Annotated in this window: 15 protein-coding genes; 9 read left to right on the top strand and 6 right to left on the bottom strand. The window is 41.3% G+C overall.

Features of this window, described 5'->3' with window-relative positions; genetic code table 11:
• Positions 1–149: 149 nt before the first annotated feature.
• From V7K76_RS32190 to nblB, 5 genes are all read left to right on the top strand, one after another.
• Positions 150–416, top strand: coding sequence for a DUF5615 family PIN-like protein (locus V7K76_RS32190; RefSeq protein WP_334778190.1), 267 nt, complete (start codon positions 150–152; stop codon positions 414–416).
• 790 nt (positions 417–1,206) lie between these two features.
• Entirely contained in the window at positions 1,207–2,538 is a 1,332-nt protein-coding gene (locus V7K76_RS32185; protein WP_335030385.1) for an aromatic ring-hydroxylating dioxygenase subunit alpha, read from the top strand.
• A 441-nt stretch (positions 2,539–2,979) separates the two neighbouring features.
• Positions 2,980–3,426, top strand: a complete 447-nt coding sequence (gene mutT / locus V7K76_RS32180) for an 8-oxo-dGTP diphosphatase MutT (RefSeq protein ID WP_334778194.1) — start codon at positions 2,980–2,982, stop codon at positions 3,424–3,426.
• 230 nt (positions 3,427–3,656) lie between these two features.
• Positions 3,657–4,121 (top strand): CBS domain-containing protein, encoded by a 465-nt coding sequence (locus V7K76_RS32175; protein ID WP_179068350.1) that lies wholly within the window; start codon positions 3,657–3,659, stop codon positions 4,119–4,121.
• Positions 4,122–4,226: 105 nt separating this feature from the next.
• On the top strand, positions 4,227–4,892 hold the full coding sequence (gene nblB, locus V7K76_RS32170) for a phycobilisome degradation protein NblB (RefSeq protein ID WP_334778196.1): 666 nt from the start codon (positions 4,227–4,229) through the stop codon (positions 4,890–4,892).
• A 368-nt stretch (positions 4,893–5,260) separates the two neighbouring features.
• Here the strand turns inward: nblB and V7K76_RS32165 are convergent, their stop codons facing one another.
• The 5 genes from V7K76_RS32165 to V7K76_RS32145 form a co-directional block, all read right to left on the bottom strand.
• Positions 5,261–5,917, bottom strand: coding sequence for a PEP-CTERM sorting domain-containing protein (locus V7K76_RS32165; RefSeq protein WP_334778197.1), 657 nt, complete (start codon positions 5,915–5,917; stop codon positions 5,261–5,263).
• Positions 5,918–6,437: 520 nt separating this feature from the next.
• Positions 6,438–6,956, bottom strand: coding sequence for a DUF456 domain-containing protein (locus V7K76_RS32160; RefSeq protein ID WP_334778198.1), 519 nt, complete (start codon positions 6,954–6,956; stop codon positions 6,438–6,440).
• Between the two features lie 445 nt (positions 6,957–7,401).
• Positions 7,402–8,517, bottom strand: coding sequence for a PepSY-associated TM helix domain-containing protein (locus tag V7K76_RS32155; RefSeq protein ID WP_334778199.1), 1,116 nt, complete (start codon positions 8,515–8,517; stop codon positions 7,402–7,404).
• Between the two features lie 110 nt (positions 8,518–8,627).
• Positions 8,628–11,300 (bottom strand): TonB-dependent siderophore receptor, encoded by a 2,673-nt coding sequence (locus V7K76_RS32150; RefSeq protein WP_335030384.1) that lies wholly within the window; start codon positions 11,298–11,300, stop codon positions 8,628–8,630.
• A gap of 142 nt (positions 11,301–11,442) precedes the next feature.
• Positions 11,443–12,471, bottom strand: coding sequence for a helix-turn-helix transcriptional regulator (locus V7K76_RS32145; protein WP_334778201.1), 1,029 nt, complete (start codon positions 12,469–12,471; stop codon positions 11,443–11,445).
• Positions 12,472–12,700: 229 nt separating this feature from the next.
• On the opposite strand from V7K76_RS32145, the gene V7K76_RS32140 reads away from it, so the two are divergent.
• Positions 12,701–12,835 carry a hypothetical protein gene (locus V7K76_RS32140; RefSeq protein ID WP_334953124.1) on the top strand — a complete coding sequence of 45 codons (135 nt, stop codon included), beginning with the start codon at positions 12,701–12,703 and terminating at the stop codon, positions 12,833–12,835.
• Between the two features lie 819 nt (positions 12,836–13,654).
• Positions 13,655–14,164, top strand: coding sequence for an aminotransferase class III-fold pyridoxal phosphate-dependent enzyme (locus V7K76_RS32135; protein ID WP_334953125.1), 510 nt, complete (start codon positions 13,655–13,657; stop codon positions 14,162–14,164).
• Here V7K76_RS32135 and V7K76_RS32130 read toward each other — a convergent pair.
• Positions 14,112–15,554 carry a cytochrome ubiquinol oxidase subunit I gene (locus V7K76_RS32130; RefSeq protein ID WP_334778204.1) on the bottom strand — a complete coding sequence of 481 codons (1,443 nt, stop codon included), beginning with the start codon at positions 15,552–15,554 and terminating at the stop codon, positions 14,112–14,114. The two genes, V7K76_RS32135 and V7K76_RS32130, sit on opposite strands and share 53 nt — an antisense overlap.
• A gap of 230 nt (positions 15,555–15,784) precedes the next feature.
• Here V7K76_RS32130 and V7K76_RS32125 point away from each other — a divergent pair, with 230 nt between their 5' ends.
• Positions 15,785–16,237, top strand: coding sequence for a hypothetical protein (locus V7K76_RS32125; protein WP_334778205.1), 453 nt, complete (start codon positions 15,785–15,787; stop codon positions 16,235–16,237).
• Positions 16,238–16,304: 67 nt separating this feature from the next.
• Positions 16,305–17,933 carry an iron uptake porin gene (locus V7K76_RS32120; RefSeq protein WP_334953128.1) on the top strand — a complete coding sequence of 543 codons (1,629 nt, stop codon included), beginning with the start codon at positions 16,305–16,307 and terminating at the stop codon, positions 17,931–17,933.
• The last annotated feature ends 90 nt before the right edge of the window (positions 17,934–18,023 follow it).

The raw sequence follows: 18,023 nt of genomic DNA, 5'->3' as shown, positions 1-18,023 counted from the left end.
GCTTGAAGTAAGGCTTGAGCCGTGTAAGTGCGAAAGTCTTATGCACGGTTCTTAGGGGAGGGGAGAGCGGTGACGCTCAAACCTTACCCGACTACTCCCCATCGACTCAACCCAACAACTGAAAGCACATCAACCAAGTATGACGGCGCATGACCCTCAAATATCTGTTTGATGAAAACGTCGATCCTGAGTATGTGCGCCAATTAAGGCGACGAAATCTGGAGTTTGTAGTGCGAATGGTGGGCGAGCTTGCAACACCAGCGAAAGGTACTCTCGATCCAGAGATTTTGGATTGGTGTGAAGAGATGGGATTTATTTTAGTAACCAACAATCGGCGATCTATGCCTGTCCACTTAGCTGACCATTTTGCCCAAGGACGTCATATACCGGGGATTTTTATTTTAAATGCGAATTAAAACATCGGTGAAACCTTGGATGAGTTGATGGTGATAGCAGGTGCTTCGTTTGAAAATGAGTATCAAGATCGGATTGAATATCTACCACTGAGTTAAGGCTGCTCCTCTTTCTGCGTCCTGACTTTTCCCGTTAAGTCTCTCTAGCAAGCTGCCAACCTTCACTCTTGTCGTGCAATTTTAACCAGACTCATTTATTTATTTCCGGGCGGACATGGAAGCCAACAGATAAGCTATTTCCAACTTAAGTTGACACCAATGAGCAATGCTGTGCCCTATTGTGTATCGCATCCAAACGAGAACCGTTATATTATATTGAATTATCTATTCTCAATAAATGTATTATTTAATTCTTTTTATAAAATTTATATCAGTAATAACCGAATGAGACAGATATTTGTGCCGGAGGTGGGTTGTAAACATTCCTAAAAAATTGTATATAGAAGAAATATTTGAGATAGCCTTCAGTAAGTTACAGCAATTTTCAAGTAAATGAAGTACAAAATGCAGGACTCAAAATTAGACTAAATAGTTTCTACTTCCTGCCTAAAAACCCATAACTTTGTACTTCATGTAAAAGAAAACTGCTTTAATTGCAAAAAAAAATTAAGTATACACGCCTCACAGCTAAGTGTAGTGGTGGTAAATTCCTACTATTAATTTTAGAGTTCAGTAGAGAAAATTGGACTAGGAAAAAATGCAGCCACCACTACAAAATTGGATAATCTCTGCTGAGGAATAGACTGATATAACTCTGGAGAAAACTATGATATTAGAAACAAAAAAAATAGAGATGACACCCAAAAATTCTACTTTCGAGACTCTTGAATCTCAGTCAGAATTTGATTGGAGAAAATGTTGGTATCCTGTATGTTTTCTCCAAGATTTTCCTATAAATCGCCCTTATAGATTTTCATTATATGAGGAGCCTTTTGTTTTATTTAAAAACACAGATGGACAGATAATTTGTTTAACAGATCGTTGTGCCCACCGTGCAGCTAGACTGTCTGATGGACAAATTATTGATGGTAGAATAGAGTGCTTGTATCATGGTTGGCAATTTGGCCAAGATGGTAAATGTTTGCATATTCCCCAGTTATCAAAGGAAGCAAAAATTCCTGTTAGTGCTTGTGTATCATGCTTTAAAGTTATAGAACGTCAAGGAATTATTTGGGTTTGGGCTGGTGAAGCTGAAGCCGCTGTTGATGAGTTAATACCAACTATACCAGATTTGGATCAGCCAGAATGTTTTAAATTAGATTACATGCGAGACTTGCCTTATGACCAAAGCTATTTTATTGAAAATGTTATTGACCCCGCGCATATTCCTATTAGTCATGAGGGCATATTTAGCGATCGCACTGAAGCTCAACCACTAGAAATGGAAGTTCTTGAGAGTTCTCCTCAAGGAATTAGTGGAAGGTATCGAAAGACAAAAAAACCCAATCAACCTTGGCATTTATTAGATTTTGTTGCTCCAAACTTAGTTCTTTACAAAATTGGCAATGGACATGAAAGTAAGTTTTGGGGATCTGCTTTGTATTCAATTCCTCTCGGTAAAAATAGATGTCGGGTTCTCGTCAGAAATTATAGTAACTTTTTTGATTTTAAGACAAAGTTGATGCCTCCTTGGGTAGATCATATAATGATTCGCAACAAAGTTCTGGAAGGTGATTTGCCAATAGTTGTTGAACAAAAGAAACAAATTGAGCGGTTAGGAAAAAATTTACAAGAATTGTATTTACCGCTCAAAACATCAGATATATTAGTAGTTGCATATCGTAAGTGGTTAGATAAATACGGCTCATCTTTGCCTTTTTATCAAGGTTATTCCACTGCAAAAAATATTGATAATAGTGAAGATATTAACCAGTTAAAACCCTTAGATCGATTTTCGCAACATACACTTATCTGTAATTCCTGTAGCCAAGCTTATCAGTTGACTAAACGAGTACAACAAAGCTGCGTGGGAGTTGCGATCGCTTTCGCAGCTATTGCAATACTTACAGATACTTCTGGAATAAAAATAGCCGCAGTATCTACTGCTATAACATTGATTATTTTGGCAGTTATGGCTCAGAGACTCAAAACTCAATTTGAGGATTCCTATACTCGCCATGAATAAATTAGTGTTGCACTAACTCACCGAATAAGGCAAAAGTAAAAAGGCACTCATAAAGAAAAAGAAAAATGGTTTGAACGCGAGTGCGTCTTGTAGAGAAGCCCCTAAATTTAATTAGGGTTAAAATTTAAACGCAGAGGAACGCGGAGGTTAGCGCAGAGTAACGCAAAGTTTTTGGATTTGGTTATCTGTGAACTGCTATAAGTTGGTAATTAGTTGAACTAGAGGCGTATTGCTAATGGCAACGCTATGAGCGATTCTTGTCTGCGACACGCTACGCGAACGAGCGTCAGATTTGGGATTTGGGATTTTAGATTTATTCTGCTTGACTTCGGGCGGGGCATGAACCAAAAATTATTTTAATCCAAAATCTAAAATCTAAAATCTAAAATCGCTAGTAAAAAGTCAACAATTCTTCCCCTATTCCCTACTCCCCATTCAACTATGAGTGAAACCAGTTCTTTTCCACCCCATAAAATCATTGGTGTTGCAGTAATTTGGAATGACCAAAAGCAAATTTTAATCGATCGCCGTCGTCCAGAAGGAGCTATGGGTGGTTTATGGGAATTTCCTGGTGGTAAAATTGAGCCTGGTGAAACTATCGAAGAGTGTATTCAACGGGAAATTTCCGAAGAACTGGGAATAGTAATTGAAGTGGGAGAGCATCTGATTACTATTGACCATAGCTATACAAACTTGCGCGTTACCCTCACAGTACATCACTGCCGCCATCTTACAGGCATCCCCCAACCTTTGGAATCCGATGAAATTCGCTGGGTAACTTTGGCAGAACTCGATCAGTTTAATTTTCCAAAAGCAAATAATCAAATTATTGCTGCATTAAAAGGAAGTGAGGGCTGGGGACTGGGGGAACAAAAAAATAATCAATAACTAATGACCAATGACCAATGACTAATAGACATCTCCAGAAATTAAAGATGCGTTACCCAGAACCCTTGTAGAGACGTAGCAGTGCTACGTCTCTACATTCTTTTTCGGAGATGTCTAATGACCAATGACTAATGACTAATCCCGTAACAATCTATTAATTGCATCAGGTTGAGTCCCGCAATTTTCTACAATAGGCGCAGGGACTTTGATTTAAGGTGTCAGTAATATAAATGCCTAAAACCGTTACCGATGTGATGAGCCGCGATCCTATTGTTGTCCGGGAGGAAACTCCACTGAAGGAAGCTATCCAAATTCTCGCAGAACGCCACATCAGCGGACTACCTGTTGTGGATGATCTCGGTAAATTGGTGGGCATTATCTCAGAAACCGATTTGATGTGGCAGGAAACTGGTGTTACTCCACCTGCGTACATCATGTTTCTTGATAGTGTTATCTATTTAAAAAATCCTGCTACTTATGAACGTGATTTGCATAAGGCTCTAGGGCAAACCGTTGGGGAGGTGATGAGTAAAAACCCGATCGCTATTTCCCCTGATAAAACTTTAAAAGAAGCAGCTACAATCATGCACGATCGCAGCGTTCACCGCTTGCCAGTACTTGATAGCACAGGTCAAGTAATTGGTATTCTCACTCGTGGTGATATTATTCGGGCAATGGCTGCTAGTCAAGATTAGTCAAAAATAGAGACGCGATTAATCGCGTCTGTACAAAAGCCAAAAGTAGAGACGCGATTAATCGCGTCTGTCTTTTTTATACATTTGAAAATCAAGGATAACTAAATGAGTATTACTCCGGAGTCTGTTAGGCAATTGCTCAGTTCTGAGGATTTAGGCGATCGCTTACGTGCAGTAAATCAAATCCGTCAACTGGAACCGGCGATTGGCTTTGAATTAATTCAAAGCGCTATTGGCGATCGCAATTCCCGTGTCCGTTACTCAGCAGTGAGTCAAATGGATACACTCGGAACCCAGGATTTACAGCTATCCTTAGATATTTTGCGCGATCGCTTGCTTCATGACTCCGAAGTAGATGTACAAGCAGCAGCAGCAGACTGTTTGGGCGCTCTGAAGTTACGCGAAGCTTTTGAAGATTTGCAGCAACTTTATCATACAACTGGTGAATGGCTAATACAATTCAGTATTATTGCGACATTAGGTGAGTTAGGCGATCCACGAGCCTTTGAACTACTCAAAGAGGCACTCTCATCAGAAAATGAATTAGTCCAAACTGCTGCGATTAGTTCTTTGGGTGACTTGGGGGATTTACAAGCAGTTCCCCTACTGGCTCCCTATGCTACCAATCCCGATTGGCAAATTCGTTACAGACTTGTACAAGCCTTGGCTCGTTTGGGTAATGCAGAAGCCAAATCTATCTTAGAAACTCTGGCTAATGATGAAGTAGAAGCGATCGCCAATGAAGCCAAAAATTCTTTGCAATCAGCCTAAATATGTCTAAGCTCAGGGAATTTTACCCATTTAGTCCACTTAAGTGGACTTGGGCTATCAGCCCTGAACTTCAGTTCTGGGCGGGATGTTGGTTAACGTGACAGTTTCACTCTGACAAAAATGCGGGTAGAGGATTTTTCGACTTATGTGTACACCGTAGACGCGGGAAGGGGGAAAATTCAAACACTCTCTCCTTTTAGGAGAGAGGTCAAAGCTGTACCTCACCCAACCAAGAACCGCTATAAAAAAATTCGATCTGGTTAATAGAATGTTGCATTTCATCCAGCCAGATCGAATATATAATTATGGTGACTTTTAGTTATTAAAACTTAGTTGCTAAAAGTCACTTATTGATATTTAAGATAAGTCTATTGAACAACACTTTTACGGCGCCGAGACATAAACATACCAGCAGCAACTAATCCTAAACCTAATACTGTAGCTGGCTCAGGAACGGCAGTTACTGCAAAACCAGTAAAAGTGGCTCCTTTGATTCCTTGATTATTGTAGTCTTCTAGTGCGTTAGTATCTCGAGTAGAAAAAGTGATGTATCCCGTTGCATTAGTGTGGTTACCAGATCCATCATTAAAGAATCCGTTGAAACCCACATTTATATCTGTTCCTCCATTTTGTGAAGAGAATGTTGGAGTGAGAAAAGATGTCAAACTAAATGTATCTCCTCCAGAATTAAAAGTGCTTCCATATGTACCTAAATCAAGAAAAAGAGAACCCGACGGTGTCAAGGTGCTAGTGTTAACGTCGAATATCTGAGCTGCAGTGAATGCTGCAAAACTTCCACTTGGTGATCCTAGTGAAGCTAAACCAGGGCTAGAGGAAAATTTTAAGAATGTATTTGAAAGTGTAGCTGTAGTAGAAGGAAAACCAGCAGAACTGAAATTAAAGCCACCATCGAGTGTAGCAGCTTGAGCAGAACCAGCAGAGGTAAACAACCCAGCAGTAGCTAAGGGTAGTGCAGCAGTAATGGCTAAAGTTGCATTTAGTAATGTAGATTTAAAACCAATCATTGTTGTTTGAGGCTCCTAGTAATAACCTTAAATCAAAGCAATTGCTTTACTTTTAATCTCAGTAATTTATGAAAAACACTGTCAGTGAAAGCGAAACTTGCGTGATGTATTTCTTATTTCCATAAAATCACATAGATTCCAGGTATGCAAGAATTACTTAGTGGTCTTCATAACATCTTTAATTCCTGAGTCATCTTCATGAAAATTTGATTCTTTGTATAAGTCGTCTTCGTATATTTATAATTTGATGGAGTTGAAATTGGCAGTATCTCAGCAAATATCCCTGACGAATTAGATTCGCACGAGAAATAAAAATTAGCCTTTCAAACAACCTCTTAGTTCGACTTTATCCAAAATTCATGTGTGTAATAAGTAGCTAACTGCTACCTATTACTGTTGTTCTTAAATAGACATCTCCGAAAAAGAATGTAGAGACGTAGCACTGCTACGTCTCTACAAGGTTTCTGGGTAACATATACTTAATTTCTGGAGATGTCTAATGGATCAGATTTTTCAAATGCTAAGAGCCAAAGACCTGTGGCCAAGTTGTCACAACAAAAACTACAACGGCTGCGATCGCTAATAACCCTTGAATCAAATTTCCAACCAAAGATCCGACTATAATTCCGATACCTGCTTTAACTGCTAACCCGAATTCACGTCGGTAAAGATACTCACCAATAATTGCTCCTAAAAGCGGCCCTAGTAAAATACCTAACAGTGGCCCCCCAAAAGGTAAAGTTGGCAATAATCCCAAAAATCCCACCACCAAGCCGACAATTGCGCCAATTTGCCCCCACTTGCTAGCTCCGGCTTGTTTTGCTCCCACATAGCTAGCTAAAAAATCTACTCCAACACTGAGCAGTAAAACTATAATTGTCACAATTAAGGGAATTTTGATAGCTGCAAAGGAACTAGTAACGATTCCCCAGACGATAATTGCAATTAAAATTAAGCTGCTACCAGGAATGGCAGGAACTACTGCACCGATAATACCCACAAGCATTACGGCAATTAATAGCCAATAAATAATTTGCATAGAGCAATTGTAAATTTCCAAATTTCCTCATAGAGGCACACAGATATCATTGGTGTCAACTTAAGCTGGAAATAGCTTATCTGTTGGCTTCCATGCCCGCCAGAGAATAAATTCTCGGGCTTTTAGCTTAAGTCTACTGAAGTAGACTGGAGATTTTTGGCGATATTTAGTCATCTTCAGATGACTTTAGCTATTATACGGGAATTTCAATTCCCGGCGGACAAGCGGTTTCACGTTAAGTTAACACTAATGGCGTCTCGCCCGCCCAGTTTATATGGCGCTCATGTTGCCCACCCCACAAGATTGGGTAATTTATTTCTTGGAAGTCCCTTATGTAAGATGCTTTGACACCAAATTGGTTTGGTGTCAAAGCAATCTCAGATGTCAGTTAATTTCGACCTGAGTGTGACATTTCTATTGAGCGTAGATGCAGAGAGGCTTGTCATCACACATCGCTAACTACGGTTTTAGCCCGATAGCGATACCACCACATCAAAAAACCAGTAACAAAAAGAACCAGTGGCGCAAGTCCCACGAACACGTAGAGAATGCGTGTGGGTAAGCCACCAAAAGTACCGTAGTGCAGAGGTACAAAAGAGTTGAGAACGCGATCGCCCAATGGCAGTTTCAAACCGTTATCAACTCGCAAAACCTCACCACTGTACTGGTCGAGATAAACATTACTATTCCCATACTCTTCATTTTCCTGCGGTAACTTCATGCGAATTTGTAGAGTATCTTCTGCTTTACTGGGAAAATAAATGCTTTTAGTAACAGCATCAGGTAAGGCAGCATTAGCAATTTTCAGTTGTTCTGTCAGTCCTAATGTTGATTTACTAGGAATTGGCTTGGATACTGGCTCGGATGGTTTTGAGGTGAATGTGACAGCGTAAATGATCGGCTCAGTCAAATCGTAGAAGTTCCAGCAAAAGCCCGTAAAACCAGTAAAAAATAAAAAAACCACAGTGATAATGCCAGCCACTTTGTGAATGTCAAAGTTCACCCGCTTAGAATGAGCATCAAGCTTGATTTTGAAGCCTGCAATCAATCTGCGCCAACCAGGCCAGAGAACTAAACCTGTGATGGTGAGTATACACATTAAAAAGGCAGCAATGCCAACAATTACAGTTCCGGTTTGACCTGCCATCAAGCTGTAGTGCAAATTCAGTATTAGACCAATAGGGGTTTTATCCGTTATCCGCTCACCGATAATTTTGCCTGTATAAGGGTTGATAAAAACCTCTTTCCTTTCCACATCAGTTGATGACAACTGCCCCACATAGGGAGAAGAAGGAGTATCTGGCAAATAAATCCGGAAAAGATGGAAATCACCTCGCGCGGGATACTTCGCCTCAATTGTATTCACCACAGACTCTGGGGATAACTGCACCTGTTGGGGAGTAATGTTTCCATATTGTTGTCTAATCATCAAGTGGTCAAAATCTTGCTCGAACACTAACAAGCTACCTGTTAACCCAATGACAATTAGCAATAGTCCAACAAAAAAACCGATATATCTGTGCAGGTAAAAAACGATAGAGCGTAGTTTTTTCCGATTCATAATCGCTACGAAAGTAAGTTGGATTTTTTACCTCCCTCAATCCCCCCGATATATTGGGGGGAAGAAAAATCATGTTCCCTCCCCTTTATAAGGGGAGGGTTAGGGTGGGGTCAAAACTGTACGGAAATCGTTGCCAGAACAGTCAACGGATCTCCGGGACGCAGATAGTAACCCTGAGACACGTAATACGTGGTGTCGAAAAGATTCTTGAAGTTGAGACCAAATCGCCAATTTTCTTTTTTATAGAAAATAGAGGCATCAGTTCTGACGTAGGAAGGAATGATAACTCCATCGTTTGGTAGATTGGCTTCGACATCGCCGACAAAAAACAGTCCTCCACCAAATCCCAATCCTTTGAGGGAACCACTTTGAATTTCATAGGTTGTCCAGAAGCTTGCAGTATTTCTGGGGACACCAACCAATCTGTCACCTACAGGTAGTTCATTATCCTTGCTGACAAAGGTATCGTTATGGGCAACGGATGCAATCACATTCCACCCAGGTAAAATTCGCCCAGAAATATCGAATTCAATACCTTGACTCTTGACTTCTCCAGCTGCAATTGAGTAATCAGTATTATTTGGATCGGTTGTAGGTACGTTGGTTTTGGTAATATTGTATACTGCAAGTGTTGCCGAAAGCTTACTATCAAATAACTCGGTTTTAATTCCCGCTTCATACTGGGTTCCGCGAGAAGGTGGTAATTGTGCTTGGTTAGCTGATAGGGTGTTGTTGGGTGCAAAAGACTCGCTATAACTGGCGTATAGAGAGATTGGTTTTATCGGTTGGTAAACCAGTCCCACACGGGGTGAAAAAGCTTCATCGTAAAACTTATCTGTAGAAACCAGATTATTATTCAAGTCTATGTTTCTATCGTTGTAGCTGACAAAATCATATCTTCCACCAACCAGTAACTTCAAATTAGAAAGTAATGTCACCTGGTCTTGCAAGTAAATAGCTGTAGTATCGGTATAAGACCCCCCTCTGCTTGCTGTATCGACGAAACTGGTTGGCAGTGGCGCACCATATACTGGATTGAAAAGATTAATCCCAGGAGCGGCAGTGCGAAGGAAATCACCAAACTGGTTTTGCCAACTTAACTCTAAACCCAGGAGCAGCTGATGATTAATGGAACCAGTTTTGAACTTGCCGACTAATTCATTTTGCAGTTCAAATGTTTGACTATAACCGGGACCTGCTGCAAGCCTTCGCGATATTGTCTGACCATCCGCTTCAAGTGAGTCTGGTCGGACAAATTCATTTAAACCAGAAGTAGTAAGGTATGCTGAAAAGGCACTACGCAGCCGTAAATTTTCACTGAAGGTATGATCTAAAGTCAAGTAAAATGCATCAGAGTCAACATTGTACTGATCAGTGCTTGGCTCTCCTAAAAAACGACTGATGGGAACTTGAAAAGATTGAGGAATAGGTGGCAACCCATCATAAAATGTTCGATTTTGACTAGTATGCTCATATTCCAAAGTCAAATTTGTATTATCGCTGATCTTATAGGACAATACGGGCGCTATTGAGAAATATTGCCCGTGAACAAAATCTATAAAACTCCCAAAATTTTCATAGCCAACATTCAAGCGATACAACAACTTTTTGTCAGGGGTAAGTGGTCCAGAAATATCAATTGAGGATTTGTACTCACCGTAACTTCCGACTGTAAATTCACTTGCATAATAGGGAGTTGCAAGGGGTTGTTTGGTGACATAATTGACCACACCACCTGGTTCAAACTGACCATATAGCACTGAAGCTGGACCTTTGAGAACTTCGACTCGTTCAATGGTGTTCGGATCGATGTAGTTATCTCCAGCTTGGAAACCATTTCTCAGGCTATTGTAAGTTACAAATCCCCGAATGATATAAGCATCTGTGTTAGCACCATAACTACCTTCTAGTGAGACACCACTAACATTGCGGGCAACATCACTAATCCGGGTGATTTGCTGATCTTTGATAACTTGTTGCGGAATGACTTGAATTGACTGGGGAATATCACGTTGAGGAGTATCAGTTTTTGTCGCAGTTGTGCTATCTGGTACACTATATCCGTCTTGTTCACCCGTTACGACCAACTCAATCGGTTCATCACTAGATGTAGATGGTTTTGGCTGTGTTTGATTCCCTGGCTTCTGTTGTTCAGCAGTTGGTGGGGTTTGCGGTGGCTGCTGTGACATCGTAGAAGGTGCAGTACTCGCAACGCTGAAGATTAGACCTTCGTCTGGACTATCAAACAACTCGACAGTTGGTACACTCGCCTCACCCGTTACTGTCACCCGGATAGTATTGGTATCAAAATTGGTGACTATTATTTGTGTAACACCCGCAATTGGTTTTTCAGAGCGGAATGTGAATGCTTCGCCCGATGGTAGGCGCAGTTGAGCATTGGGAATGTCAGTGATGAAATTGCTACCAGCACTGCGATTGACTAGTTGCAACTGTTCCCCTTTGCTAGTCTGTAAAATAATCTCCAGACCTTTGGCAGTGGGATTTGCCTTAACTGAGGTAACTTGCACAACTTCTGATGCGGGTGCTGTTTGTTGTGTGGACGACTGCACTAATAACATTTTGGCGCTGGTAACAACGGGTTCTAGCTCACTTAATTGCCTAATCTTTTTAGTTGCTTCAGGTGGCTTCGCTTGTGGTAGTGTTTTCGCTGGGCGAAGCCGATTCAGCAATGAATCAGATTTGGGAATATCTTGCGCTTTCGCAGGCTGAACCACCAAAACCGTTACAAGTATCAACAGCCACTCCAGTCTGCAACTGAACATTTTGAATATTTGCTTGCTCATTTTCTCCCCACACACCTTAGTATCCCAGATCACAACAATCTTTATTTAGGATTAATTATCAACAGCATAGGGGAATTTGTAGCAAAAAATCCTATTAAGGTATATGCCGAAACGGATTTTTTTAGGTGTTTTTGGCAACAATAAATCTATCTAAGTATTGACTTGGTTGGATGCCAAAGCGCTTTTTAAAAGCCACAGCGAAGCGACTAGGACACTCGTAACCCACTATCTTAGCTATCTGTTTTATGTTCATTTGTTGACTCATAAGCAGTTTTCTGGCTTTCTCCATCCTGTGAGCATACAAATAGCCAAATACTGTTGTGTTAAAAACCTGACGAAACCCGATTTTGAGCTTGTAATCGTTCAAACCGACTTGTCGCGCCAATTCTAGCAACGAGGGAGGATTGTCAAAATCGCGGATTAAAATTTCTCTGGCGTGGTAAATTCGGTTAATATCATCTGTTCGCAAAATGCGCGACCTTATCAGTTCCCGTTCTCCTGCTGTGTCGGGTTCCAACTTCAGCGCCATTAATTCTAAGCATTTTGCTTGCAAGTAAATCTCTTTAATCAAACCGTGGAAAGGACAATTAACTATTTGATACAAAATAATTTGCATTTCGGGTGTAGTTTGCCCGATGCGAAAGTAGTTGAGAAAGGAAATATTGTTAGTTTCTAGATACAACTGGAGTGATTTGGGTAGAAAGTCTAAACCACTAACTTCATGTCTGCAAAAAAATTGTTGGGGGTTGATTCCGACTTCTACGTGCAGAATGCGTTGATCTGCGCGTAAATAAACTCCATTACCAGGAAGACCCTCATCGAAATCAAAATATGTTGCCGTACAATTATGTCCCACAGGTAATATTTCTGACTCATTATTACTGGCAATTGCAAAACTAAATGCCATGCAGGGAACATTATAGAAATTTGTCTCAAGAATTAAATCCTCAGCTAAGTCGAATTGTGACACTAGCAAGTCGATACCTGTGGGGAAAGCTATGACCTTTTCGTAACCCCAACTTTGCTGTTTTGGATCGTCCAACACTGCTTGATACCCAGTGTTATATGAGTTGATTTTTGTAGTTTCAGACGTTGGAGTAGTATTTTGCTGTTGTCGATAAGCTTCTCTAGCTGAAAGAAACAGAGTCATTTTTGTAGCTTATTGATATTTTATCTTAATTATTATAAGGTGTGATGCGTAAAACCCCCGTTTGAAAACAGGGGATAATAAGCGAATGAGCCAAATTTATTTGGTATTGGCTGCGGAATTTCCTTTTGCCAATGAACTTCCAACAAATAAATTATCCAATCTTGTGGGGTGGGCATCTTGCCCGCCTTAGCTTAGGGGGCGGGCGAGACGCCCACGCCACAAGAAGTAGTTGAGTATTTTTTATTTGGAAGTCCCTAATGCGATCGCATTTAGGGTTTGTATTTCCTTACCGCCTGCTACTGATGCCCCTACAGGGCAGCAGGCGGTAGCAGTCCTGGATGTTTACCGTTTTCGTTGGAGTTAGCGTTTCAAGAAGGTGAGACGTGATAGCTGGATTTTTCTGGTTGTTTATTTTTTTGCTGGCATAGGCGCTGAAATAATCTTTCACCTTTTCATCCCCCACCCCAGCATTGAGAGTTTGGGAATTCAATGCTAATCTGTATTTGATAGTTTGGATAGTAATGTAAAAAGATAATTTTTTATAGCTACTTAAAAATATTTAAAAAAAATATTAATCATGATTTTTTACTCAAATATTTTGAATTAAGAAAGAAATTTCTTTTTAATCATTACTAGTACAAGAAGGCAAAAGTAAAAAGGCAAAAGTAAAAAGAAATAATGCTTATTTTGTAAGCTTTCTGGCTATTTTAAATGGTTGGTTTATTTACGCTGTGTTGTACTAGTTAAAACTAACCAGCATTTATTAACTCTAAGCGTTCGCGCAGTTACAGTTTACACCCTTGGTTGTTATGCCAGCAAAATTTTACATTCAGACAGAGTGGTCAACTGGTTTTCTTCACTAAAACTAGGCAGAAGTCCTACACAAGTTGCGTATCTGGAAGAAAAGGAAATGGCTGGTCAATAATTACCCGCTATTTAGATATTTAGAAAAAATCCATCAGTATCAAAGTTGCATATATCTTTGATATGCAGACCTAAGAAAAGGGAGTTTGCAGTATTACTCTCATTGTAAATAGCGTTCTGAAATTGGGAACTATAAAACTAAGAACTGATCGGGATTTTTTCAAATTATGTTCATACCTGTTGAATGTCTCATTCAATTGGTAGTCTTTCAGATATTTTCTAGTTTTATTTCAACCCCTCAAAGCTATCAGGAGTAAATATGCAAGCAACAAACGTAACTCTGGGAATTCCCAACCTCAATAATATGAATACCCAGGATTATATTGAACTAGAACAGCAATATGGTGCTGATAATTATCATCCTTTAGATGTAGTCATCACTAAAGGACAAGGAGTGTGGATATGGGATATAGAAGGTAAAAAATACCTAGACTTTCTTTCAGTTTACTCAGCATTAAATCAGGGTCATTGTCATCCCAAAATTCTTGCAGCAATGATTGAGCAAGCTCAAAAAGTTACACTAACTTCCAGGGCTTTTCGCAATGATCAATTGGGAAGATTTTATGAGAAGCTTTCTGAGATTTCTGGTTTACCTAAAGTGCTACCCATGAATTCGGGAGCCGAAGCTGTAGAAACGGCTATCAAAGCCATTCGGAAATGGGCTTATAAAGTAAAAGGTGTACCAGAAAATCAAGCAGAAATTTCTGACTCCTGTTTTATTGCTCTGCTTCAACAGGACGTTGATCTGGAACAAATTCAGCCGGAGTAGTTTCTACGGCAGATTCGGTGTCAATGCCTGGAACCGGAAGCTCTAGGTTGGGGCCTTGACGAATGATTCGACTACCAAAGAATAAGGCACAAATAAATAGGGCTGTATAAATTACAGCAAAAATTAGCAGAGATGTTAAAACCTCACTAGCAGGTAGGTGGGAAACTCCGTCTGCTGTGCGAATTTGCCCGTAAACTACCCAGGGTTGCCGCCCAACACAACGCACAATCCAGCCTGATTCGACGGCAATGTAGCCCAGTGGAGCCGCCAAAATCCAGATTCGCAGTAGCCATTTCTGTTGAGCGATCGCTTCTGGTGATAGCTTCCCCCGCAACCACTGAATCACACTGAGTCCCATCAATCCAGCCAAGAAGAAGCCGATACCACTCATGATGCGGAAGGAATAATAAATCAAACCCACCATCCGGGGGCGATCTTCAGGCTGCCAATGTTTCAATCCGAGAACGGGTTTAGAGAGGTTCTGTTTGAATTCCAAAATGTAGCCTAAGCCGTTGGGAATTGAGAGTTCCCAGTCGTTTTGTTCGGTCTGATTATTGGGTAATGCCACCACACTCCAGGGAGCAGGTTGACCTGCTGGAGAGGTTTCCCATTTGGCTTCCATTGCGGCGAGTTTGGTAGGCTGATAATCAGCTACCTGCTCGGCGCTGAGGTGTCCGATATAGATTTGTAATGGGGTGACAGCGATCGCAATTGCCAAGACAATTTTGAGCGATCGCCCAAAGAAAGCCTCATGACGGTTGTTGAGAATATACCAGGCGCTAATTCCCCCAATCACAAACAGAGAGGTTTCCAGCGTGGCTAAAAACATGTGCGAGACGCTGTTGAGCATGAAGGGATTTAAGATTGCCTGAAAGTAATCATCGACAACAAACTTCCCGTTCACCATTTCCCCACCTGCCGGAGTTTGCAACCAAGAGTTTGCCGCTAAAATCCAGAAGGTAGATAGGTTTGCGCCAAAGGCAACCATAATCGTGGCGAAATAGTGAATCACTGGGTTTACTCGTTCCCAGCCAAACAGCATAATCCCCAAAAATCCGGCTTCTAGCATGAATGCCATCGAAGCCTCAAAACCTAAAATACTGCCAAAAAAGTCGCCTACCGCTTCGGAAAACGGTGCCCAGTTCGTGCCAAATTGAAACTGCATCGGTAAGCCAGATGCTACACCAATGCCGAAATTCAACACATATAGCTTTGCCCAGAAACGAGCATGGTGATAGTAATCGGGATTGCGTGTTTTCAGCCACATTCCTTCGACGATGACTAGATAAATCCCCATCCCAGTGGTGAGAACGGGCCATAGCATGTGAAAGATCGCCGTCAGTGCAAACTGCATCCGCGATAGGGCAACGGTGTCCGATAGAAAATCCATGAACTAACCTCTGAATTCGTTTAATTGCCCAGCGTCTTCGGGTCATAGTCGAATAGTAACGGAACATTTATACCCTGGTTGGGCTACGCCTACGCTAATTCTAAACTTCCCAGATTTGTTAAAGTACACCATTCAGCGCTCCTCAACTTCGACAGCTTGTCTTTTGACACAAATTCCGTTTCAGCAAAATAATGTAGACATAAAAAAACGCGTATAGAGTGTGATAATTAATGCCTCATCTCAAATATTTTTCAAAGCCCTTCATCTTCCTCCTTTCGACATTGATAGCTACGCCCGTACTTGCTCATACCGTACAGATGTCAGGAGATGTTGGAGCTACCTTTCATATTGAACCCAACGACAATCCCCAGGCTGGAAAGCCTTCCCTTGCTTGGTTTGCTTTAACTCACAGAAGTGGGCGCATCATTCCCCTATCGCAATGTAATTGTCAGCTTGCAGTATATGCGGTTCCTCATGAGAAAAATGCTCCGCCTCTGATCAGTCCAATCTTAAAACCTGTCAATGGCGATCGCTATCAAGGGATTCCCGGTGCTGAAATTACTTTCCCTACAGTGGGAGAATACGAATTAAAACTAAGTGGATACCCTAAAAAGAATACTGGATACAATGGTCGATTTATACCTTTCACGCTGACCTACAAGATTATCGTTGCCGGAAGTTAAGTAATTTTTCCAACAATATCTGAAGTGAAAGTTACTGAATCTGTCATCAACAATAAGAAGTAAGATTATGGGTCACAAGTTCAAAAATATTGCAATTATTTTCCAGCTAACCTTTGGATTACTACTGTATTTTTCACATCCTGCTTTTGCTCAAACATCAGCGTCAGTGCTACCAGCAAAACAGGATAAACTATTAGTAAACGACACTGCCGAAAATACTATCCAAGGGCAGGTTACTTCGGTATCCCAACTTTCAGATGTTAAACCTACTGATTGGGCTTTTCAGGCATTGCAATCCTTAGTAGAACGCTATGGATGTATCGCCGGATATTCTGACTCAACCTATCGTGGTAATCGTGCCCTCAGCCGTTATGAATTTGCAGCTGGTGTCAATGCTTGTTTGAGCCGGGTGAATGAATTACTAGCTTCTACAACAGACAGTTTAGTGAAAAAAGACGACTTAGCGCTGTTGCAAAAGTTACAGGAGAGTTTTGCCCCAGAACTGGCGACCCTACGCGGTCGGGTGGATGCGCTGGAAGTGCGTGCTGCCACTGTAGAAAAGCAACAATTTTCTACAACGACGAAGCTGTATGGTAACGCCCTCTTTTCCTTGACGGCTATTGGGGGTAACAAAAAGGCTGATGGTAGTGGCGCACCGGTGAGTCGTAATCTGATTGCCAGTGATTTCCTGTGGCTGACTTTTGATACCAGTTTTACTGGTAAAGACCTGTTGAGAACTCGGTTGCAAGCCAGCAATACGCCTAATTTGAGTGTTGCCACAGGCACAAATATGGGACGGTTGACACTAGATGATTATGACAGCCCTAATCAACTGACTTTAGCTAAATTATCCTATCAATTTAAGGTGGGAGACAAACTCTCCATCCATATTGGTGCAAATGATGAACTACATGAAATGCTAGATGACGATGTGGATGCTGTTTCCCCTCTGGGCGATCATGTTAATGGTTCCATCTCACTCTTTGGGCAGTTCAATCCCATCTTTGCTATCGGGGGGGAGGATGTTGCCGGTGGTTCCCTCACTTATGAGTTTAGCAAGGCTGTGAGACTTAGCGCCGCATACGCTGCTGGTGGCAATAGCAATAATCCAAATTCGGGACTTTTCGGCGGGACTTATGTAGGTTTGGCTGAACTTACCTTACGTCCAATCGATCATTTGACTTTTGCATTCACCTACACACATTCTTACAGTGCTGACGATGATGAGGCGAACAATGCGCTCGATACTGGTACAGGCAGTATCAATGCCAGCGACCCCTTTAATGGCAGTCCTACTTCAGCTAACTCCTATGGTGTAAATATGGCTTACGATGTTAGTCGTAAATTCACCTTGGCAGCATCGGCAGGCTTTACATACGCCCATGCAGAAGGAGGTGACAATCAGGGAGCCAATGCAGACATTGTGAACTGGTCGGTGACAGCAGCATTTCCCGATTTGGGCGGACAAGGAAACTTAGGGGGGTTTATGATTGGACTACCGCCAAAGGTAACTAGTAATGATGTTGCAACTCGCGTAGATCCCAATAGTTCGCTGGAATTAGAGTTGTTTTACCGCTATGCTATCAATGACGCTATTGCGGTAACACCAGGACTAATTATGGTTACAAACCCAGAACACAACAGTAATAATGACACAATCTATATTGGTACAGTCCGAACAACCTTCTCTTTCTAGGTTTCATTGAGAAATCTTGCTTATCACCATCTGTAAAGTAGCGATGCCTACGGCGGCAAGCTACGCACCTCAATACACCCTATCACAAGT

This window comes from Nostoc sp. (genome assembly GCF_036917975.1).
GTDB lineage: Bacteria > Cyanobacteriota > Cyanobacteriia > Cyanobacteriales > Nostocaceae > Nostoc.
The sequence above is the reverse complement of the archived record's forward strand: the minus strand, read 5'-3'. Positions and strand labels throughout refer to the sequence as shown.

Bases quoted from the DNA above. Each gene is read 5' to 3' on its own strand.
- mutT (WP_334778194.1), top strand. From the start codon at position 2,980: ATGAGTGAAACCAGTTCTTTTCCACCCCATAAAATCATTGGTGTTGCA.
- nblB (WP_334778196.1), top strand. From the start codon at position 4,227: ATGAGTATTACTCCGGAGTCTGTTAGGCAATTGCTCAGTTCTGAGGAT.
- V7K76_RS32155 (WP_334778199.1), bottom strand. From the start codon at position 8,517: ATGAATCGGAAAAAACTACGCTCTATCGTTTTTTACCTGCACAGATAT.
- V7K76_RS32135 (WP_334953125.1), top strand. From the start codon at position 13,655: ATGCAAGCAACAAACGTAACTCTGGGAATTCCCAACCTCAATAATATG.
- V7K76_RS32145 (WP_334778201.1), bottom strand. From the start codon at position 12,471: ATGACTCTGTTTCTTTCAGCTAGAGAAGCTTATCGACAACAGCAAAAT.
- V7K76_RS32150 (WP_335030384.1), bottom strand. From the start codon at position 11,300: ATGTTCAGTTGCAGACTGGAGTGGCTGTTGATACTTGTAACGGTTTTG.
- V7K76_RS32120 (WP_334953128.1), top strand. From the start codon at position 16,305: ATGGGTCACAAGTTCAAAAATATTGCAATTATTTTCCAGCTAACCTTT.
- V7K76_RS32165 (WP_334778197.1), bottom strand. From the start codon at position 5,917: ATGATTGGTTTTAAATCTACATTACTAAATGCAACTTTAGCCATTACT.
- V7K76_RS32175 (WP_179068350.1), top strand. From the start codon at position 3,657: ATGCCTAAAACCGTTACCGATGTGATGAGCCGCGATCCTATTGTTGTC.
- V7K76_RS32125 (WP_334778205.1), top strand. From the start codon at position 15,785: ATGCCTCATCTCAAATATTTTTCAAAGCCCTTCATCTTCCTCCTTTCG.
- V7K76_RS32160 (WP_334778198.1), bottom strand. From the start codon at position 6,956: ATGCAAATTATTTATTGGCTATTAATTGCCGTAATGCTTGTGGGTATT.
- V7K76_RS32130 (WP_334778204.1), bottom strand. From the start codon at position 15,554: ATGGATTTTCTATCGGACACCGTTGCCCTATCGCGGATGCAGTTTGCA.
- V7K76_RS32190 (WP_334778190.1), top strand. From the start codon at position 150: ATGACCCTCAAATATCTGTTTGATGAAAACGTCGATCCTGAGTATGTG.
- V7K76_RS32185 (WP_335030385.1), top strand. From the start codon at position 1,207: ATGACACCCAAAAATTCTACTTTCGAGACTCTTGAATCTCAGTCAGAA.